At 52.3% G+C, this 20,204-nt stretch carries 16 protein-coding genes; all 16 read right to left on the reverse strand.

Annotated features, from left to right (window positions below):
* Window positions 1-14 precede the first annotated feature (14 nt).
* The 16 genes from SPIBUDDY_RS11265 to rhaS all read right to left on the reverse strand — a co-directional run bounded on the left by SPIBUDDY_RS11265 (window position 15) and on the right by rhaS (window position 20,160).
* Entirely contained in the window at window positions 15-1,007 is a 993-nt protein-coding gene (locus SPIBUDDY_RS11265) for an ABC transporter permease (RefSeq protein WP_013607885.1), read from the reverse strand.
* Between the two features lie 23 nt (window positions 1,008-1,030).
* Window positions 1,031-2,569 (reverse strand): sugar ABC transporter ATP-binding protein, encoded by a 1,539-nt coding sequence (locus SPIBUDDY_RS11270; protein ID WP_013607886.1) that lies wholly within the window; start codon window positions 2,567-2,569, stop codon window positions 1,031-1,033.
* Window positions 2,570-2,611: 42 nt separating this feature from the next.
* Window positions 2,612-3,688: a substrate-binding domain-containing protein gene (locus tag SPIBUDDY_RS11275; RefSeq protein WP_013607887.1), complete on the reverse strand. Its 1,077-nt coding sequence runs from the start codon at window positions 3,686-3,688 to the stop codon at window positions 2,612-2,614.
* 295 nt (window positions 3,689-3,983) lie between these two features.
* Window positions 3,984-5,411, reverse strand: a complete 1,428-nt coding sequence (locus SPIBUDDY_RS11280) for a rhamnulokinase (protein WP_013607888.1) — start codon at window positions 5,409-5,411, stop codon at window positions 3,984-3,986.
* Between the two features lie 2 nt (window positions 5,412-5,413).
* On the reverse strand, window positions 5,414-6,688 hold the full coding sequence (locus SPIBUDDY_RS11285) for a zinc-binding dehydrogenase (protein WP_013607889.1): 1,275 nt from the start codon (window positions 6,686-6,688) through the stop codon (window positions 5,414-5,416).
* 9 nt (window positions 6,689-6,697) lie between these two features.
* Window positions 6,698-7,858, reverse strand: coding sequence for an SDR family NAD(P)-dependent oxidoreductase (locus tag SPIBUDDY_RS11290; RefSeq protein ID WP_013607890.1), 1,161 nt, complete (start codon window positions 7,856-7,858; stop codon window positions 6,698-6,700).
* Window positions 7,859-7,866: 8 nt separating this feature from the next.
* The gene (locus SPIBUDDY_RS11295) at window positions 7,867-9,183 is read right to left on the reverse strand and encodes a histidinol-phosphatase (RefSeq protein WP_013607891.1); all 1,317 of its coding nucleotides are present in this window, start codon (window positions 9,181-9,183) and stop codon (window positions 7,867-7,869) included.
* Between the two features lie 9 nt (window positions 9,184-9,192).
* Window positions 9,193-11,646, reverse strand: a complete 2,454-nt coding sequence (locus SPIBUDDY_RS11300; protein WP_013607892.1) for an alpha-ketoacid dehydrogenase subunit alpha/beta — start codon at window positions 11,644-11,646, stop codon at window positions 9,193-9,195.
* A gap of 23 nt (window positions 11,647-11,669) precedes the next feature.
* A complete protein-coding gene (gene lpdA, locus SPIBUDDY_RS11305; RefSeq protein ID WP_013607893.1) occupies window positions 11,670-13,022 on the reverse strand; it encodes a dihydrolipoyl dehydrogenase in 1,353 nt (450 codons plus the stop codon).
* Between the two features lie 9 nt (window positions 13,023-13,031).
* Window positions 13,032-14,345: a dihydrolipoamide acetyltransferase family protein gene (locus tag SPIBUDDY_RS11310; RefSeq protein WP_013607894.1), complete on the reverse strand. Its 1,314-nt coding sequence runs from the start codon at window positions 14,343-14,345 to the stop codon at window positions 13,032-13,034.
* Window positions 14,346-14,358: 13 nt separating this feature from the next.
* Window positions 14,359-15,114, reverse strand: a complete 756-nt coding sequence (locus SPIBUDDY_RS11315; RefSeq protein WP_013607895.1) for a DeoR/GlpR family DNA-binding transcription regulator — start codon at window positions 15,112-15,114, stop codon at window positions 14,359-14,361.
* Between the two features lie 91 nt (window positions 15,115-15,205).
* Window positions 15,206-15,517 carry an L-rhamnose mutarotase gene (gene rhaM / locus SPIBUDDY_RS11320; protein WP_013607896.1) on the reverse strand — a complete coding sequence of 104 codons (312 nt, stop codon included), beginning with the start codon at window positions 15,515-15,517 and terminating at the stop codon, window positions 15,206-15,208.
* A gap of 9 nt (window positions 15,518-15,526) precedes the next feature.
* Window positions 15,527-16,564, reverse strand: a complete 1,038-nt coding sequence (locus SPIBUDDY_RS11325) for an ABC transporter permease (protein ID WP_013607897.1) — start codon at window positions 16,562-16,564, stop codon at window positions 15,527-15,529.
* Window positions 16,565-16,567: 3 nt separating this feature from the next.
* Window positions 16,568-17,569, reverse strand: coding sequence for an ABC transporter permease (locus SPIBUDDY_RS11330; RefSeq protein WP_013607898.1), 1,002 nt, complete (start codon window positions 17,567-17,569; stop codon window positions 16,568-16,570).
* Window positions 17,562-19,079 carry a sugar ABC transporter ATP-binding protein gene (locus SPIBUDDY_RS11335; RefSeq protein ID WP_013607899.1) on the reverse strand — a complete coding sequence of 506 codons (1,518 nt, stop codon included), beginning with the start codon at window positions 19,077-19,079 and terminating at the stop codon, window positions 17,562-17,564. The genes SPIBUDDY_RS11330 and SPIBUDDY_RS11335 overlap by 8 nt, the downstream gene beginning before the upstream one ends.
* Before the next feature lie 67 nt (window positions 19,080-19,146).
* Window positions 19,147-20,160, reverse strand: a complete 1,014-nt coding sequence (gene rhaS, locus SPIBUDDY_RS11340; RefSeq protein ID WP_013607900.1) for a rhamnose ABC transporter substrate-binding protein — start codon at window positions 20,158-20,160, stop codon at window positions 19,147-19,149.
* Between the last annotated feature and the right edge of the window lie 44 nt (window positions 20,161-20,204).

A 20,204-nucleotide genomic window follows, 5' to 3' on the forward strand; every position in this document is an offset into this window, starting at 1 on the left:
TTGAAACCCCTTCGCTAGCTTCTGCGAGCGTATTTCTTCATATCAAAATAAACGGCAACAATAATGATGAAGCCCTTAACCAACTGCTGATAATAGCTGTCCACTCCGAGGAAGGACATACCGTAGTTGATCAAGCCCATGGTGAATACACCGATCATCATACCGCTGACTGAGCCTACGCCGCCGCTTTGGGAAACTCCACCAACAGTGACAGCAGCAATGGCATCCAATTCCATACCATTTGCGGTAAGGGAGTTGGCAAGGCCAAGGCGGCTTGCAAGCAAGGTACCAGCAATCCCATACAAAAGTCCAGCATAGGTGTACACCATCATCAAATCGCGTTCAACGTTGATGCCCGACACCCGGGCAGCCTGGGCATTGCCGCCGATGGCATAGAAATGGGTCCCCTGTCTGGTATGCTTGAGCACTACCCAGACAATGAAGGCTGCAATGATTACATAGAGTATGAGATTGGGAACCGGACCGACGCTTCCTTGGCTGATATTCTTGAAGTTCTGGTTCAGCGACCCTACTACGGCGGCCTTGGTATAGATAAGCTGCAGGCCCTTGGCTATGGACATACTGCCGAGTGTGGCGATGAAAGGAGGCAATTTTCCATAGGCGATCAAATAGCCGTTGAACAGACCGAACAAGCCTCCTGCGGCAACCGCTGCTACGACGGGAACGATAAGGGGAAAACTCTGACCGGTATAGATGGCCGAGGCGTAATCAGGATTCTGGGCGAAGGAGGCTGCGACACTGGCCGTAAGGCAGACGACATACCCGATGGAGAGGTCGATACCCTTGGTGATGATAATCATACCGACACCCAGGGCTGCAAAGGAGCGGACAGACTCGGCGATCAAAAGGTTGCGGATACTGTTCCACCGCAAGGCATTGCCTTTAGTCAGGACGGACAACAATAAAAGCAGACCTACAAAGGTGACCCAAGTGGTATACTGGCTCGCTAGTTTCTTGCTGTCATTCAGCAGTTTCTTCATTTCCATGATCGGTCATTCTCCCTCTTTTCTTACATGAACTTGGTAGCAAGGCGCATGATGGTTTCCTGATTGCATTGCTGCTTGTCCAGGATTCCGGTGCAACGACCGTCGCACAGCACCATGACACGGTTGGACATCCCGATCAACTCAGGCATCTCGGAGCTGACCATGATGATGGCCTTCCCCTGCTCAACCAACTGACACATGATCTGATAAATTTCATATTTCGCCCCGACATCGATACCGCGGGTAGGCTCATCCATAATCAGGATGTCCGGCAAGGTCATCAGCCAACGGCTGATGATGACTTTTTGCTGGTTCCCTCCCGAAAGGTTTTGGATCAGTGTCTCCATGGTCGGGGTCTTGGTGCGCAAAGCCTCATTATATCGGGCCGCTTCCTCTTTGAGCTGTTTATGCTTGAGAAGGCCCAGTTTACTCAGGTACTCCTTCAATGAGGCGATGGAGGTATTGGTAGAGATACTCAAAAGCGGGAAAATGCCACTTCCTCGGCGGTCCTCGGTGATCATTCCCATGCCGTGCTCAATGGCCTTGCGGGGCGTGAGGTTCTGCAATTCTTCGCCCTTTATGAAGAGTTTTCCCTCTTTTGTGCCACGCACCCCGAAGATGGCTTCCATCAGCTCGGTACGCTGTGCCCCCACCAAACCGCCGATACCCAGGATTTCCCCTCGTTTGAGCGAGAAAGAAATGTCCTTGAAGGAGCGGGGATTGATGGACATCAGGTTTTCAACCCGAAGAATCTCCTCAGCTACGCTACTTTTTACCGTGGGAAAACGCAAGTTGGCATCACGGCCAACCATGAGGCTGATCAGCTTGTCGTTGGTAAGGTCCGTCGTGGGATAGGTGCCGATCATTTTGCCGTCACGCATGACGCTCACCTCATCGGCAATGGCAAATATTTCTTCCATTTTGTGGGAGATATACACCACCGCTACATTCTGCGCCTTCAATTGACGGATGATTTTGAACAAGTGTGCCACTTCATTGTCCGTCAGGGAGCTGGTTGGCTCGTCCATCACCACCACATGGCTGTTGTAGGAGACCGCTTTGGCAATCTCACAGGTTTGCTGCATGGATATGGATAACGATCCGATGCGGCGATCAGGCTTAATATCGATTTCCAAACGCTTGAGCAACGCTTTGGTGTCCTCATACATCTGTTTATGATCAATCAAACCAAGTTTCTTTAAAGGCTCGCGACCGAGAAAAATATTCTGGGCAACCGAGCGCTCAGGGACATTGGAGAGTTCCTGGTGTATCATCGAGACTCCATTCTGCAGAGCATCGTGACTATCCTTGAACCGATGGACCTCACCGTTGAGCTTGATGGTCCCCCCGTCTTCCTTGTAGATACCGAACAAACACTTCATCAACGTCGATTTGCCCGCACCATTCTCACCCATAAGGGCATGTACTGTCCCTGGTTTTACCCGGAAGGTAACATCATCCAAGGCACGTACTCCGGGAAACACCTTGGTTATCGACTCCATTTCCAAGGCGAATGTGCTTTCCATTTGACTTCCTCTTTCCTTGCTGCTTTCGGCGTTCATGAAGTGTCTCCCACCCGTAGGGCAGGAGACACGCGATACTCATTACATAAAGTCCTTGTAGTTGGCCTTTGTGACAGGCTTGAAAGGAACCAGGTAGCATTGGCCGATGACAGCCGCATCATTTGCCGGTTCTTCACTGATGACCTTGCTGGCAGGTGCAATGCCCCAAGCGGTCATGCCGGTTGCACTACCCTTGGTAGCCATGGCATAGGCAAGCTCGAAAGCGGTGCTGCTCTGACCGACGGAGTCCTGCAGAACAGTTGCATAGAGCTTGTTCTGGTCCATCGAGTTCAGTGCGTCTGCAGTTGCGTCGATACCAATGACCGGGAAGGTCAGGATGGTGCCGTCGCTGGCATCGTTGTCTACCAAGCCGTTGGTGATCAAGGATTCTACTGCACCCAGTGCCATACCGTCGTTCTGTGCAACTACAAGGTTGAACTTACCACGGTGGGCGGCGAGCCAAGTGTCCATCTTCTCTTGTGCCTTGTCAGGAGACCAGTCAGCGGTATCCTTGGCGATGAAGTTGACGGTATAGCCGAGGCTCTTGAGGGTGTCGACAAAGCCTGCTTCACGACTGATCTGAGCCGGGTGACCGAGCTGGCCCTGGAGGTAGAGGATGTTCAGAACCTTACCGGGAGCCTTAGCAGGGTACTTGGCATAGTATTCATCAACAATCTGTGCCTGATACTGGCCTGCGACCAATTCAGGGGAAGAAGCCAGATAGAAGTCCTTGCCGACTTTCAGTGCTGCAACAGAAGGCTGGATGTTGGAGAATGCTGCTCCACCACCGGCTGCCTTGATCTGCTGAGCCATCTGCTCGGTTGCACTGGTATCCTGGGGGATGATCACGAAATACTTGTAACCCTGGGTAATGAGGGTATTAAGCTGGTCGAGCTGGCGAGCTACGTCACCCTGCGCATCCTGAAGATTCAGCTCCACACCCTTCTCGGCTGCGAGCTTGCGAAGGTTGTCAGCATAGTCTTTCACGAACTGTTCGTTGAGGTTGCGGATCAGAGCGCCGACTTTCACTTTGTCGCTCTTTGCTTCAGAGCTGCCCTGTGCAAAGACAGCAGTACTCAACAGAGCGAGTACCAACAGAATGGCCACTAGTTTCTTCATAGAAAACTCCTTTTGTATGGTTCCAGGATTACGCTCCCTGGCAAGCTTGATTTGCATCGTTCTCATAAAGAATGAGACGATTTACCTGTACCCTTTGTGTTATACGTATCTTCACACTGGTTTTTTGATTTGTCAACGAAAAAATGTAAACGTTTACAATTTTTCTAAAATTGTACACTTATAGTACAACTTATTAAACTATTAATGACTATTGGAAAAGTGTAAACCTTTACACATACCTCGAAAAAAACCAGCTTCCCGAAAGAAGCTGGCATACAAGTACAAATCTGAAGCATCAGGGATGAAAGACTTTCACCTTCTGCTCAGTACGAATCCTGTCCCGTCCTTGCTGTAGATCAGCGAGCTCTCCGGTTGCCCAAGCCTGGACAACCAGATTGCCCAAGGCCGTTGCTTCCACAGGCCCCGCATAGACGGTCAGACCGGTCTGCGTAGCAGTCCATTGGTCAAGAATCTCGTTCTTGCACCCGCCGCCGATGATGTACAGCGAGGTGAACTTTGTCTTGAGCACTCCCTCCAAGTCCTTGATCGCCTTTTCATATGCAAGGGCAAGACCCCGGTAGATGGCAACCATGTACTCACCCCTTGAAGCTGGACGCTTGACATGGTGTTCATCACACCAGGCATTGATACGGTCGGCCATCAGGTTGTCGTAGGTGTTCGGCTTAAGAAAGCGTCCGTCTGCAGGGTCAATATACCCTTGGTAGTTTTGACACAGCAAAGTTTGCTCATCCAGTTCCCTCCAACTGATGGGGCTTCCTTGTTCGCGCTCCCAGTGTCGGACGCACTCCTGCTGAATCCACATCCCCATGATGTTCTTCAGAAAGCGGATGGCCCCGCTTGCGGCCACCTCATTGGTAAACCCACTGTCCATGGCCGATAGATCGGTACGGGGAGAAGCAAGCTCCACGCCCAACAGCGACCATGTGCCGCTGGAAATATACAGAGGAGTCTCCCCCTCGGCCGCAGGGACGGCAGCAACAGCACTAGCAGTATCGTGGGCGGCACTGGCGATGACCATCACACCCTTGGGAGAGCCGACCTCATGGGCCACTTCCTCGGTAAGGGGACCGAGAATCGTACCGCTGTCCACAATCTGACCGAACAAGGATCGGTCGAATTGCATGGCATCGATCAAGGACCAAGCCCAGTCACCGGTTCTCGGATCATAGAGCTGGGTCGTTGAAGCGTGGGTTCTTTCATTCTTCATCACCGCACACAGCCAGTATGCAAGCAGGTCGGGCACCGAGAGGTAGTGACGTGCCGCCTTCAGGGCATCGGGCCTGTCCTGCTGCATGGCAGCAAGCTGATAGAGTGTGTTGAACGGCTGAAAAGCAATACCTGTCTGTTCATAGATGCGCATTTTGCCACCGAGGCGGGAGGAAACCTTCTCGATCATACCGTCTGTCCTGCTATCCCGATAGTGATAGCACAGAGAGACCAAGTCCCCCCTTTCATCGGTAAGGACATAGTCCACCCCCCAGGTATCGATGCCTATGGAGGTAATCTGATTCGGGTACGCTGCAAAAGCTTTCTTCAACCCTGTCTTGATCTCACCAAACAGACTCTGAAGGTTCCAATAGAACGAACCAAGAATCTGGTCATTGTGGGTCACAAACCGGTGGACAACCTCAAACTCCTTCAGGTCCCCTACCAGGACCCGACCGTTGGAGGCTCCCAAGTCGATGGCAATATGCTTATTCATCCTTACTCCTTGATACGTTTGGTGCAATGCTTCAGCAGATAGGTCTCAGCTTCCGCCGACCACAAGCCATTGTGCTTGGCTACCAACGTTGCAAGTTCCTTGAATACCGGATTTGACTTGCCAAGCTCGGACAAGTCGGCAAGGGCTACAAGGGGGAAGTCCAGATGGGTGTACATCATTTTCTTTCCACCGGGGATGCTCGGCAGGTTAATCACCGCCTCCGGCACCGCCGAAAGCCCTCCGATATGGGTTACCATTGCTGAGGGATTGATCAAACCCTTCTCCATCAGCATCAGCGACTCACGCATATCGTCGGTATTGCCGCCGCTGGTACCCACGATGTGGGTGGAAGCGTAATGGACGTTGTAGAAATTCAAGCTCGCAGAAAAATCGGTCTTGTTCGGGCCGGCAAAGAAGTTGAGACATCCGTCCTTGCCAAGAATGGCATCCGCCTGCTCGACCAGAGCCTTCACCGGGGCCATGACCAGTACATCGTCGTAGCCCTTGCCGCCAGTGAGCTCCATCAGCTTGGCAACCGGGTCGCTGAACTCCTTTGTATTGAGATAGATCAGTTGTACCCCGTTGGCTTTGGCATCCTCGACACTGTACAGGCTTTCAGCACGCTTGAGTCTGGCATCATCGATATCGGTGACTACGAGACGGCCTGGCTTACGGTGGGTATTATGCAGGGCATAATCGATCGCCGAAAGCCCCATAGGCCCGACTCCGGCCAGAATTGCTAGGTTCCCACCTTCGACAATGCCCATGTGGTGGACATAGCTGCCGCCGGTTGTGTGGTACATCGCATGGAAGGTGCCTACCACGCAACTGACAGGCTCGGCAAGGCTTCCAAGGAAGAAAGCATCCCCGTCATAGGGAAGCAAACAATCGAGTTCCATCACCTGCTGGGGGATGACTACATACGTTGCATCGCCTCCGATGTAGCGGAAGGAGTAGCCCGGGGCATCCAAGGTGCCTTTGTAGTTCAAAGCCGGCTGGATTGAAAAGCGGGAGCCCACCTGGAACTTGGACTGCCACTTCTTGCCTACCTCTACGATTTCCCCGCAGAACTCGTGACCGAGCATAATTGGGTTCTTATCGATATCCTTGGGGATTCGCTTATGATTGGGTCCCTGCTCAGCGGCCTTGTGGTCGCTCATGCAGATACTATTGGTAATGACTTTTGCAAGGATTTCATCCTCTGCGATCGGGGGAAGTTCAAACTCTTCGAGCCTGAGATCATTGACTCCATAGAGCCGGATGGCACGTGTTTTCATTGCTGTCTCCTAATTAAGCATGACCTGGCCGCCGGTCACCGGGACCGCCTGGCCTGTCTCGTAAGTCTGTTCGACTATGTAGAGGATCGCCTTCATGACATCGGCTGTTCTACAACCGCGATTCATCGGGACCTTCGATTCATAGAACCGTCTCACATCCGCCACCGTCTGGGCCCCTGGGACCTTTCCAGCGGCAAGGTATTGTACAAACAAGCCCTTCTCGGGGTCCGACCAAAGGGGACCATCGAGGAAATTACCCGGGCATACTGCATTCACTTTTATGTTATCCTCGACCAACTCCAAGGCAAAACTCTGCGTCAAGCCGATGGTACCGAATTTCGCCCCGGCATACGCTCCATTCTTATTCGAACCCTGCAGGCCCGATTTGCTGGAGATGGCGATAATATCAGAGTAGTAGGCGTTGGAAGGAATATTCTGCAGGCTCATCAGCTTTGATGCAAACTTGGTGCAGATGAAGAAGCCTGTATAGTCGACATTGGTGACGAATTGAAAGTCCTTCAGCGCCATCGACTTTACCGAACCTGCCCTGAGCACCCCGGCATTGGAAATGAACAAGTCCAAGCCTCCGGTCTGCTTGGCAACCTCATCCAGCATCTGACCAACAGAAACCTCGTCGGTTACGTTGACCGTCAGCGGCTTTGCCACCGTGATGCAAGCTTCATAGTTGAGCTCATCGGCGAGTTTTTTTGCCCCCTCCCCGTTCATGTCAGCGATATACACAAATGCGCCCATCTGGACAAGAGAACGGACCATGCCCTCACCAAAACCTTGGGCACCGCCGGTAACCAAGGCGATTTTGTCCCGAACCACATCCTCTCGGCTCTGGGAAGGAGGGAGGGAGGGGATGGCACTCACCCCTTCTGCACGAACAGCCTCGTCATAGTTGGTACCTAATCCGAATTGCAGGTCCAGTCCATCAATGGCAATAATAGACGGATAGAGTTGACGCTCTGCTGTATAGGCTGAGAGCAAGCGGCCCCACAAGGAAGCAGTTTCCTCGACCGAGGAGCCTTCTGCTACTGCAGGGAGAATGAGTGAGGGTATTTTGTGAGAGACTTCATGCACGAACAGGCCCTTTTGACCATCGAAGGTCAAGCCCCTGAGCAAAGGTGCAATTTCATGCGTTACATTGGAGGTAAACGTCGTCATAGCTTCTCCTAGAATTTATTGATGATAGCGTAGGGGTCAGATGCATCCATCGACCGTCCCAGAGCGGCATAGCGGGCCAGCCTTGCTTCCAACGACTTGTGTGCAAGCGGGTTATCAGGATGGAACAGACCCAGTTTTGCGTCAACACTGCTGAGTTTTTCATGGGCGACCAAAGCCCATGCAGAGTCGACCAGATGACGTGCAGTCGGGTCAAGCAGCTGGGGGCAATTCATACTCTGCCTGCTGGAATTGATGTCCACTCCGCTTATCTCCATCAAACCCCGCTCCTTGGCCAATGATTGCAGGCGGAGCATCTGCTCTTTGGTATTGCGCGGCGGCATGTAGGTGACAGCCGGGAAACCACAGTCAACCAGCAAGTCGAGCAGTTCAACAAGGAACGAGTCCTCAAACTCCTCTGCCTTCTTGTCCCCCGTCACACTTTCCTTTATGTCGCCCAGGTATGCATAGGCGGCAATGGCACCGATGCTGTTGGAAAAATCAACTACGCTTCGCACATCCATGCACTCTTGCCTATCCGGCTGGATAAAGAAGCGAGGCAGGAAAGTGCTTTTGAAGACTCCCAAAAGGTCATAGGCATAGTGAGGATTCTTTTCATCCAGGAACAAGGCCTGTAGTTTGGGAGAGAGTGAAAGGCCCAAGGAAGAAGTCAGGAAACGTACCAGTTTCTCACCTTTTCCAAACATCTGTATGCTCTGGTTGGCCATGGCATACAGAATGTGCCGTTCGGTAACCGAACCTCCCTCACTGAAGCGGGAAAGTGGAAGCACATCACGCTTGAAGTCCAGGTCGAAGCCGTAGCGGCCCACCAGGGCTTGCAACGCTTCAACCTGTGCCTTGTTGCGTTTGTTGCGAACTTCCTGAAGGGGCTTCAGAAAGGAAACAACGGTAGGAATATGCTGTTTGGCAACTCCATGGATACACAGATAGACGATGCCCTCGCTATCGGGGTTGTTGATCTTCCGATTCGCCAAAGGCGTATCAAGAAAGCTCACCCTCAGCTCAAAGCCTACGGTTGTCGCAATACCGATATTCCTTCCAGCTTCAAGCATTTCGGCGGCAGCTCCAATGCTGTCGTGGTCGATGCTTCCCACAATCCCAAGCCCTGCCTTCCAAGCCGCATACGCGGCTGCAGAAGGCTCATAGGGACTGAAGGAATAGGTGGTGTGCACATGGTTGTTCACCTCTTCGCTAGCCGTATGTCCAAGCGTTCCCTCTTTGATCAGGGAGCCGATTTTCTCACTGGCCGCCAAGCGCACCAAGGGATTGCGATCATTGATATCCCGTTCAAGCGTCTGTATATCCATGACTCTTCCTTACACTCCCTTGCGGCTGGTTCTGAAGAACTCGCCGTCGGTGATGTTGTGTTTGGCTGTGTACCCTTGCAGGGGTAGAAGCTGCTCGTGGATTGCATCCAGGATGGTGGAAGGCTGGGCGAAATAGTACTCCTCCATTTCAGCGGGAGGGGTAATCCAGTTCTTCGAACCGGCGATTACAATCGGGGCATCCAGGTAATCGAAGGCAAGCCTCGAAAGGTTGCTTGCCACCGTATGCAGATAGCTTCCGCGTTCGGCGCTGTCGGTTACCATGACACAACGACCGGTCTTTTTGACCGACTCGATGAGCATTTCATACTTGAGGGGGTTGATCCATCTCAGGTCTATGACTTCTGCCGATAGACCGTATTCCTTCAGCTTGTCCGCAGCAGCGATGGCAGTGTACAAGGCTGGTCCAAGGGCCACCAAGGTAACATCCTTGCCTTCGCGTCTTATGGCAGGCTCACCTTCGGGAATCTCATAGTAGCCCTCGGGTACGCCTTCCTTGACGAACATCTCACCGATGCCGTAGAGCTTCTGGCTCTCAAAGAAAACCACCGGGTCGGTGCCACGCAACGCGTAGTTGAGCATGCCTTTCACATCGTACGGGGTTGCCGGGTACATAGCCTTCAGCCCGGGAACCGAGGCCACCATGCTCGTCCACTCCTGGGAGTGCTGGGCTCCATACTTGTTGCCCACCGACACGCGAAGTACCAACGGCATCGTAAGCACGCCGGCGCTCATGGCCTGCCACTTGGGCATCTGGTTGAAGACCTCGTCGCCTGCACAACCAAGGAAGTCGCAATACATCAATTCAACGACGGCCCGTCCCCCTGCCATTGCATAGCCGACACCGCTGCCGACGATTGCAGATTCGGCAATCGGGGAGTTGAAGAACCGCGAGGGAGGAAGCAACTCGGTAAGACCCCGGTAACAGGCAAACGCCCCACCCCAGTCACGGTGGTCCTCACCGTAGGCGATCATGGTCGGATCGATGGAGAACCGGTGTGCCATGGCTTCAAATACGGCATCACGATACTGGTACTGACGGGCGGCCGGATATTCCTTGCCATTCTCGTCATAGGCGTAACGATTGCGCTTTGCAATCTGCTGCACACGAGCATTTTCTTCAAGGCTCTGCAACATCACAGGCTTTGCATCGTCAAACTTCTCGACACTACCATTGGAGAACATCACCGATTCGACGAACGCTTCATCAACCATCGGGCTGAGCTTGGGATCGACGGTGATCTGAAGCGTCCGTTTCATCTTCTCTTCAAGTTGGACGTCCATAGTATCGAGATCGACCTGGGAGAGCAGACCATTTTCAATGAGGTAGTTGCCATAGGCTACGATTGGATCCTGATTGCGGAACGCTTCCAGCTCCTCCTTGGTCCGATACGTCATTGCATCGCTGGGGCTGTGGCCGCTGTAGCGATACGTCAAGGTATCCATGAAAGCCGGCCCTTCACCCTTGATCAACAACTCCTTCTTGCGGGCTGTTGCATCGGCAACCGCCAGGGGATTGAAACCATCGACGCGTTCGGTATGCATGGAGAATTCGTTTATGGCAGCCCCTACACGGGCGGCTACCTTGTAGCCCATGGTCTCTCCGATGGGCTGTCCACCCATGGCGTACAGGTTGTCAAAGCAGTTGAGCATGAACGGGGGATAGCCGGGATTTTCTTCCCACAAGGTCTTGTACTGGTCCATGGAGGAGAGCACCAACCCTTCGTATACAGGACCGCGGGCAAGCGAGCCATCGCCGATATTGGCGATGACAATGCCCTTTTTGCGGTTGATTTTCTTATAGAGGGCAGCTCCTACGGCAATGGTGCACGAACCGCCGACAATGGCGTTGTTGGGCATGCTGCCGAAGGGCTTGAAGAAGGTATGCATCGAGCCGCCGAGGCCTGCATTGAAACCCGTCTTCTTGGCATAGATTTCGGCCAAAGCACCATAGAGTATAAAGTTCTCCGCAGTATCACGAACATCCTTGCCCGGGAAATGCTGGGCAATTACCTGATAGGTTTCTCCCTGCATGAAGCCTTCCATAATGGACAACAAGTCCTTGTCCTCCATTTTCTGGATGGCCGACATGCTCTTTGCCAATATTTCACCATGACTGCGGTGTGAGCCGAAAATCTGATCCTCGGGCTCCAATACCATGGCCTGGCCTACTGCAGCACTTTCCTGCCCTGCAGAGAGGTGGGCAGGCCCCTTGTGGTTGTAGCTGATCCCCTGATACACCCCTTCCTTTTTGATGGTATCGAGCATGGTCTCGAACTTTCGGATGAGGAGCATGTCATAGTAGGCACGAATCAGGCGGTCCTTCCCATACAGCTTGAGCTCCTTCTTGAAATCACTCTGGTATTGGTTTACCGGAATGGAAGGTGTTTTGATGACTTGTTTTTCCCTCAGCGTGGCGGGGTCAAACGTTAGTGTTTTGGACATAATAACTCCTTATCTTTGCATCCTTACAGGGTATGGTCGAGCTGAAAGCAAGCATCCTTGATCAACTCAGACACACTGGGATGGGGGAATACGATTTCTTTGACATCCTGGACGCGCAATTGGGCCTCAATAAGAGCCGAAGCGCCCCAGATCATCTCACTGCTGTAGGGTCCGAGCAGGTGGACACCGACGATTGCTCCCGTATGTGCATGGCAGATGACCTTCACCAAACCTGCACCCTTTTTTCCATGTTCCGCCAAAAACCTTCCATTGGAACGCATCTGCACCGTCTGGCTCTTGATGGGGATACCAAGCTTTGCCGCTTCGGCTTCGGTGATCCCGCAGCCTGCGGATTCCGGATTGCCGTAGACAGCCCAGGGAATGGCTTGGTAGCGCATGCGCATCGCCTTCGAACCGAAGATGTTGGAAATCGCTACTTCGGCCATGCGTGAAGCGCTGTGGGCCAAAAGGGAGCGACCGTTGACATCACCGATTGCATACACGGTGGCTAGGTTTGTCTGCATACGCTCATTAACCACCACTCCCCGCCTGTCGATATCCAGGCCAAGCTTTTCCAGACCCTGGGTATTGGGCTTGCGGCCCACACTCATCAGCACCAAAGAGGCACCGATGGATTTCTTCTCACCTTTTGCATCGGTATAGAGCACCGAATCGGATGTAATTTCCTCAACTTTGCAACCAAGATGGAAGTCGACTCCCTTCAGTTCGCGGCGCATCAGCTTGGCGAACTCACCGTCCATCATCGGAAGGATTTCACTCATCATTTCTAAGACGGTGACCTTGGTCCCAATCATGGAAAAGAAGGAAGCGAACTCAATACCGATCACTCCGCCGCCGATTACCACCAGAGACGAAGGAATATCCTTGATCTCCAAAATGCCATCGCTGGTGAGCACGTGACTTTGTTTGGAACCGGGAATAGGGGGAACGAAGGGGGAACTTCCGGTTGCGATGATCAAGTAGGAACCCTCATAGGTGGTATTCGCTACCTGTACATGGTGGGCATCCAAAAACTGTGCTTCACCGAACACGACCTGGACCTTGTTCGATTTCATCAGGAATTCGATACCACCACGAAGCGTATTGATAGTCTCTTGCTTCCAAGCCATAGCATCGGCAAGGCTGAAGGAAACACCTTCAGCCTGAACACCAAACTGCTTGCCGTCCTGGGCATGGGCATAGAGCTTGGCACTGTTGAGCAGACTTTTGGTGGGAATGCAGCCACGATTGGTGCACACTCCCCCAAAGTGCTCCTTCTCAATCAGAAGCACTTTTTTACCAAGCGCTCCTGCACGCTCTGCAGCAACATAACCGCCGGGGCCGCTGCCCACTACAATCAAATCAAAGCTATCCATGCGTTCCTCCTACAGGGCCAACAAGAGGTCGATCGAGGCGATATTGTCCATAAGAGCCTTGAGGAAGCGTGCTGCATCAGCACCGTCGACAGCTTGGTGATCCATGGTCAACGACAGGCCGATGTGCTCGATAAAGACTACATCACCATCCTCGTCCTCAATCGGCTTGAGGGTGATGGTCCCCACTCCGAGAATGGCAACCTCGGGCACATTCAGTACCGGAGTGAAAGCTTCGATGCCAAACGAGCCGACATTGCTGACGGTAAAGGTTGAACCGGAAAGCTCATCAGGTTGGGCAGTACCTGCCTTGCACTTACCGACGAGCGCCTTGGTCCCTTCACTGAGTTGTTTCAGACTCAACAGCTCACTGTTACGCAACACCGGCACCAGCAAGCCTTTGGCAGTATCGGTGGCGACACCGAGGTGGACATGGCTAAAGCGGAGAATCTTATCCCCTAGGAAGTGGGCGTTGAAGGCAGGAAACTGGGTAAGGGTACGCGAAACTGCAAAGAGGACCAGATCGTTGATCGTAATTGCTTGCAACCCGAGTTCAGGTTTCGATGCCTTAAACCCTGCACGTAGACGCTTGAGGGCGCGGGCATCGGCGAAAGCATGCAAGGAAAGCTGACAGGTCGAGTGAATCGACTCCATCATCCTTCTTGCCGTCACCTTGCGTACTCCCTTCACCGCGATTTCGGTAACATCCTCGAGTGATGGTACTGCAACCGCTGCTGCTTCTACAGGCTTTGCTACCAAGTCGGATGCAAGCACCCTGCCACCGATACCGCTGCCGCTTAGAGGAGCCTTAAGGCCCTGCTCTAGTGCCTGCTCTCTGGCAACAGGAGAGAGAGGCTGACCCTTGGCGGCCTCAACATCCCGCTCGATGATCCGACCCTTCGGACCGGTAGGTTGTACATTCTCAAGTGAAATACCCAAGGATGAAGCCAATTGCCGGGCTCGCGGACTGGCACCTATTGCCTGAGCCGCAGTAACAAGAGGTTTCTCCACTTCCGATGATGCAACGTGGTTCACTGTTTCTGCTTGCTGCTTCGCCTCTTCTTGGGCAGCAGTCTCGACTTTCTCCCCTGCTTCTCCAATAACGGCGATGGGTACCATGACCGGGACGTCGGCGCCTTCTTCGAACAGGCGGGCAAGTACCACACCCTCGGCAGTCGACTCAACGTCGATGGTGGATTTATCAGTCTCAGCTGAACACAGTACATCCCCGATGGCTACCTTGTCCCCGAGCTGAACGTTCCATTCCACGATGATGCAGGACTCGACTGAGTTTCCCTGCTTGGGCATCACAACCTGTTGTGCCATCTATGCTTCTCCTCTACTGTGCAATAATGACCTCAACTCCCTGCTCCTCGAGCTGGGTTATGAGGTCGGCTGGAAATCCACTGTCCGTGACAATGGTATCAATCTCAGTTACCGGCATAATTCGAACAAATCCCCGGTTGCCCACCTTCGATGAATCAACGCAGAGCACCCGCCGGGTGGCTTGGCCGCACATACGTTGGACCACTTGGGCATTCTCCACCAGACTGGTGGTAAGCCCATGTTCCAACGTAAAACCATCGGTCCCGAAAAAGGTGGTAGTTACATGGTAATCCTCAATCTGGCTTATTGCAGCCGGGCCGACAAGAGCTTCGGCTTGGGGGCGGTATTCCCCACCTACAAGGGTGATGACCAATTGGGTATTCGCCCTGGCATACGGTAAAAGCAGGGTGGAGTTTGTTACCACCTTCACATTGCGCTTGCCGAAGAGGTAGCGCGGGATCAGCGAGCAGGTGGAGCCGTTGGTAATCATGATGCAGTCGTTGTCCTTGACCAAGGCGGCTGCCGTTTTTGCAATCAGCTCTTTCTGTGAGTTGTTCGAGCCATCGCGGAAAGATGCCTGGGGCGAAGAAGCCACCACCACCCTTCCATGGGAGCGAACCACCAAGCCTTTGGCATCGAGGTCCCTAAGGTCTGCACGTATGGTAACAGCAGAAACGCCCAGCTCTTGACTGAGCCGGGTGACCGGGTACTCCTCTCCACTTTTCAGCAGCTGGAGAATTTTTTCCTCACGGGGGGAAAGTCCTAACATCCAGTTCGCTCCTGCTTTCAATTCACTTTCGTTATGCTTTCGATTCTATTATGCTTCGATGAATAAATCAAGCAGAAATGAAAGAAATTGCTCAATCCATGTGAAAGACTTCTTCCAAGGGAATAGAGACCGGCGAGTTGTCTGGATTTGTTTCCATGAGGTCGGACATCCAGGCCCACCACTTCTGTACAATAGGATTGGAGCCCAAGCTCTGTGAGCCTCCATTTCCTTTGACGTGTTGGAAGGCAAAGAGTTTTCCGGTTTCACGTTCAAGGAAAATGGTATAGTCATATACTCCGCTTTCGCTGAGCAGAGCTTTCAGGGCGGGCCAAATCTCATCGTGACGCTTCTGATACTCAGCCTCACATCCTTTCTTTAATTGCATGACAAATGCTTTACGCATGAAAACCTCCTATCGCTGTGACTGTAATCTGAGTTTTCGATTCGCCTTGTACAAGTCAAGCAACCTGGGCAGCAGGACTGCGGTAATCAACAGGCTTCCGATGACGATGGTCATCAGCGTGCCACTGAACTTGAGCAGACCCATGCCGAACTTGAGATACCCGACAAGAAGAGAACCGATGAATACTCCAAAAACAGTGCCCTTTCCTCCGGTAATCGCCACTCCACCCAGAACCACCAGCGTGATGATCTCCAAATCCCAGCCGGTTGCTATGTTCGAGCGTACCGAAAGAATTCTGCTTGCAAGCAACATTGCGGTAAGTCCGCAGAAGAACCCGGTAACGGTGAAGTTGATCACTCTGGTGAGCTTGACATTCACACCGCTGAACCGAGCGGCCTCCGCACTGTTGCCTATGGCATAGAGTCGTCTTCCATAGGTAGTTTTGTGCAGAACGAAGGCAAAGAGGAGCATCAGGGCAAGATAGAGCACAAACTCAAAGGGAATAATGGCATTGGGGATGAATTCCTGGCCGAAGATGCCGAAACCTTCGGGAAAGCTGGTACGTGCCTGGTCACCCAACAAACCGATTGAGATGCCGCGGAAGATAGATTGGGTTGCCAGTGTTACGGCAATGGCAGGCATGTTCAGACCGGTGATCATCAAACCATTGAAGAGTCCGGCCAGAGTACCCACCAACAGTGAGAGAAACAGCAGCGAGGGAATGGAAGCTCCCGCCTGCGCAGCATTACCCACCACATAGGCACACAAGGCGATGATGGAAGCAATCGATATGTCGATATCACCACACATGATGATGAATATCATCGGCAGGGCCATAATTGCTTTCTCACTGAATTGGAAGGTTGCATTCATTAGGTTGAACCTATCAAGAAAGTAAGGAGTCCGGCTGGTAAAGAACAGGAACATCAGGGTGAAGATAATGACCAGGATCACTTCCCATTTGGTAAAGAACTCGATGAGTCGGTTCTTGACCGAAAGCTCGTCGATAAGTCGGCTTTTTGCCATCAGATTTTGTTTTTCAGCCATACCCTATCCCCTCCTCTGTGCCAGCAATTTTGTACTCTTGCGTTGGTCGGACAGGGTATTCAGAGCCAAGGCGATCAGGATGATCAAGCCTTGGACGAAGGTCTGCCAGAAAACCGACAAATAAATCACCGGCAGTGCATTGGTTACCACTCCCAAAAAGAGTGTTCCCAAAACCACCCCGATAATGCCGCCTGCCCCACCGGAGAAGTTCACGCCGCCAAGCACGCAGGCTGCGACGGCCTGCATCTCAAAACCGGTGGCCATTTCATTGACCGCCGATGCATACCGGGCGGTCCATAATGCTCCGGCAAGTCCGCAGAGTGTTCCACTGATGAGGAACACCACGACCCTGACCCGGTTCTCATTTACTCCTACAAACTTTGCTGCAGTAGGGTTGCCTCCAATGGCATACACCTCACGCCCTGTTCGCGTATAGCGACTGAAATAGTACAAGATGACGATAACAACAAAAGCTATCCACAAGAGATAAGAAAGACCTAAAAATGTGGTACGGGGAAACCCAATGTAGGAGGGGCTCATCTCATGGGCGGTGACCCAAGTTCCCTTGCTCAGCAAAAATGTCAGACCGCGATAGATGTTCACTGTTCCCAAGGTGGTGATGATGGGAGGGATTTTCCCGTATGCCACCAGTACACCGTTGAACAAGCCCATCATCAAGCCTATGCCCATTCCTACCAACAACAGGACAAAGGGAGGTACTGCAGCATAGGATTCGTTGATCATGCCGCATGCCATGCCGGTAAATGCGATGATGGAACCGACCGAGAGGTCGATACCATTGGAAAGAATGACAAAGAATTCACCAATGGCAACAATGGACAGGATTGCCATATCGTTCAGAATTCTGTTGATGTTCTCAGCCGAGAGGAACTGAGGAGAGCGGATGGTGATAGGAACCAAAAGAACCACCAAGAGGAGCATCAGGGTCAATTCCCTGCGCTCTAGAGCCTTTTTCAGCAGTGAGGATGGAGCACGTTCAGGCATTGGAAGCCTCCTGGGGAAGAGTAGCAATTGCGTAGCGCATGACCATCTCAGCTGTTGCTTTGCGGGCATCGAGAATGGCAGTCTGGTAACCCTCATGCATAACCAGAATCCGGTCACTCATTCCCATGACCTCAGGCAACTCACTGGAAATGAGGATGACAGCCACACCTTTTGCAGCCATATCACAGATAAACTGGTGTACAGCAGCCTTGGTGGCGACATCGATGCCTTTTGTCGGTTCATCGAGAATGAGGATTTTGGGTTTGGTCCCGATCCACTTGGCCAGGACGACTTTTTGCTGGTTTCCTCCCGAGAGGGTCTCAGCGTCGACATGATAGCCGGCCGACTTTATTTCCATCTGGTTGCCATGCTCCAATACATACTGCTTCTCCACTTTGGCTCGGGTAACCAAGCCTTTGAAGGAGAGCAGTTTGAGAACAGGCAGACTGATGTTGTGTGTCAGGCTCATTTTGAGCACCAAGCCCTGTTTCTGACGATCCTCGGGAACCAAGGCGATGCCCTTGTGCAGACTCTCTTTCGCACTTCTAGGCATAAACGCTTTCCCTTCGAGGTACATGACTCCTTCACTGGCCTTATCAATACCAAAAATGGTACGAACCACTTCGCTGCGGCCGGCACCAACCAAGCCGAACAACCCCAGGATTTCTCCTTCGTGCAGGTTGAAGGAAATGTGCTTGAAGGCCCCGAGTTGGCTCAATTTCTCCACGTTGAGAATCTCTTTGCCCAGCACGGGAGTATGTTCAGGATAGAGTTGGTCGATCGAACGACCGATCATCATATTGATAATCTTGTCTTCGGTGCTGTCCTTGACCTTCCCTTCCCCAATATATTGTCCGTCGCGGAAGACGGTATAGTAGTCACAGATTGAAAAAATCTCATCAAACTTATGTGAGATGAAAAGAATGGCTTTCCCGCTCTCCTTCAGTGAGCGGACAATGCGGAATAAGTCCTCAACCTCGCGTCCGGTGAGGGCGCTGGTCGGTTCATCCATAATCACCAGCTTGGCATCGAGGGAAAGAGCCTTGGTGATTTCCACCATATGCCGCTTTGCCACACTCAGATTCTTGACCAGGGTGTCGGGGTCGATATCCAGCTGCATGCGTCCAAGCAAGGTCTTGGTCTGTTCGGTCATCGCCTTCCAATCAAGCTTTTTGGTCTTGGGATTGCGTAGGTGGTGACCCATGAAAATATTCTCGGTGACACTGAGCTCGGGAAACATCGAGGCTTCCTGATGGATGGCAACGATGCCTGAGGCCTGTGCGTCAATGGCATTCTTAAAGGAGATTTCCTTCCCTTCTAGCACCATCTTTCCATGCGTTGGGATATACACACCGGTAAGAATTTTCACCAATGTTGATTTTCCGGCACCGTTTTCTCCGATCAACGCGTGTACCTCTCCGCACCGCAGGGTAAGGTGAACATCATCAAGAGCACGGATTCCGGGGAATATTTTGGTTAGGTTGGTAACTTCCAACAATGCGTCTGGCATTGTTCCTCCTTATGCAAGCAAAACAGAAGGCTCCTGCCAAAGCAGGCAGGAGCCGGATGCGATATTCTTAGAAAATTGCTGCGAACTGCTCGATGTTGCCCTTGTTGAATACGTACGGGGTGCTCATGTAGATGAGTCCGTCATTCTCAACCTTGACAGATTTCATACGGCCGGCGGGAATAACTTCACCAACGGAACCCTTGGAAGTTCCATCGATCAGAGCATCAAGAATGTAGGTGGAGGTATAACCGAGGTCGATCGGATTCCACAGAGCCATCTGGCGGCAGGTTCCGTCAAGGATGTAGCCCTTCATTTCCGAAGGCAGTCCAAGACCGGTAACTTCCACAACACCAACCTTGCCGGCGTCTTTGACAGCCTGTGCAGTAGCAAGCAAACCAACTGTGGTCGGGCAAATGATTGCCTTAAGGTTGGGGTACTTCTGCATCAAGGAAACAGCTTCACGATAGCTCTTGTCCGGGGCGTCGTCGCCGTAGACAACTTCAACGAGCTTCATGTTGGCATACTTTGCATCTTTGATCTCTTCTTTCATGAAGCTGATCCAAAGGTTCTGGTTGGTAGCCTGAGCGGAAGCGGAGAGAACAGCAACTTCACCCTTGTTGCCGGTAAGCTCGGCGGCAAGCTGAATCTGCTGGCGGCCGATCAGTTCGGCGTTACTGGGCAGCAGGTCGACGATACGTCCACCTACGTTGATACCTGAGTCAAAACTGATGACCTTGATACCGGCTGCCATAGCCTTCTTGGTGACGGGAATCAGAGCATCAGAGTCGTTTGCGCTGATGGCAATCCCATCAACTCTCTGTGCAATGAGGGTCTCGATAATCTCAATCTGGCCTTCAGCGGTTGCCTGGGGAGGACCCATGTAGGTGGTCTTGATTCCACCAAGCTCGGCTGCTGCTTCCTGGCTGCCCTTGAATACTGCATCAAAGAAACCATTACCCATGCTCTTTACGAGAATGACGATTTCCTTCTCCGACTTTACTGCTTCTTCCTTGGTTCCCTGGGCGAAAAGACCAGTGACGACCAAGCTAGCGATGAGTACAAACAACAACGCTTTCTTCATACAAACTCTCCTTTTGCGAAATCATTCCGGCAGACCCGGAATCT

It is taken from the genome of Sphaerochaeta globosa str. Buddy, assembly GCF_000190435.1.
In the GTDB taxonomy this organism is placed as follows: Bacteria; Spirochaetota; Spirochaetia; order Sphaerochaetales; family Sphaerochaetaceae; genus Sphaerochaeta; species Sphaerochaeta globosa.

What these genes read in the sequence shown, in the direction of transcription:
- SPIBUDDY_RS11325 (WP_013607897.1), bottom strand. Translation starts at nt 16,564, where the DNA reads ATGGCTGAAAAACAAAATCTGATGGCAAAAAGCCGACTTATCGACGAG.
- SPIBUDDY_RS11290 (WP_013607890.1), bottom strand. Translation starts at nt 7,858, where the DNA reads ATGACGACGTTTACCTCCAATGTAACGCATGAAATTGCACCTTTGCTC.
- SPIBUDDY_RS11315 (WP_013607895.1), bottom strand. Translation starts at nt 15,114, where the DNA reads ATGTTAGGACTTTCCCCCCGTGAGGAAAAAATTCTCCAGCTGCTGAAA.
- SPIBUDDY_RS11300 (WP_013607892.1), bottom strand. Translation starts at nt 11,646, where the DNA reads ATGTCCAAAACACTAACGTTTGACCCCGCCACGCTGAGGGAAAAACAA.
- lpdA (WP_013607893.1), bottom strand. Translation starts at nt 13,022, where the DNA reads ATGGATAGCTTTGATTTGATTGTAGTGGGCAGCGGCCCCGGCGGTTAT.
- SPIBUDDY_RS11310 (WP_013607894.1), bottom strand. Translation starts at nt 14,345, where the DNA reads ATGGCACAACAGGTTGTGATGCCCAAGCAGGGAAACTCAGTCGAGTCC.
- SPIBUDDY_RS11275 (WP_013607887.1), bottom strand. Translation starts at nt 3,688, where the DNA reads ATGAAGAAACTAGTGGCCATTCTGTTGGTACTCGCTCTGTTGAGTACT.
- SPIBUDDY_RS11285 (WP_013607889.1), bottom strand. Translation starts at nt 6,688, where the DNA reads ATGAAAACACGTGCCATCCGGCTCTATGGAGTCAATGATCTCAGGCTC.
- rhaM (WP_013607896.1), bottom strand. Translation starts at nt 15,517, where the DNA reads ATGCGTAAAGCATTTGTCATGCAATTAAAGAAAGGATGTGAGGCTGAG.
- SPIBUDDY_RS11335 (WP_013607899.1), bottom strand. Translation starts at nt 19,079, where the DNA reads ATGCCAGACGCATTGTTGGAAGTTACCAACCTAACCAAAATATTCCCC.
- SPIBUDDY_RS11265 (WP_013607885.1), bottom strand. Translation starts at nt 1,007, where the DNA reads ATGGAAATGAAGAAACTGCTGAATGACAGCAAGAAACTAGCGAGCCAG.
- SPIBUDDY_RS11280 (WP_013607888.1), bottom strand. Translation starts at nt 5,411, where the DNA reads ATGAATAAGCATATTGCCATCGACTTGGGAGCCTCCAACGGTCGGGTC.
- SPIBUDDY_RS11295 (WP_013607891.1), bottom strand. Translation starts at nt 9,183, where the DNA reads ATGGATATACAGACGCTTGAACGGGATATCAATGATCGCAATCCCTTG.
- SPIBUDDY_RS11330 (WP_013607898.1), bottom strand. Translation starts at nt 17,569, where the DNA reads ATGCCTGAACGTGCTCCATCCTCACTGCTGAAAAAGGCTCTAGAGCGC.
- rhaS (WP_013607900.1), bottom strand. Translation starts at nt 20,160, where the DNA reads ATGAAGAAAGCGTTGTTGTTTGTACTCATCGCTAGCTTGGTCGTCACT.
- SPIBUDDY_RS11270 (WP_013607886.1), bottom strand. Translation starts at nt 2,569, where the DNA reads ATGAACGCCGAAAGCAGCAAGGAAAGAGGAAGTCAAATGGAAAGCACA.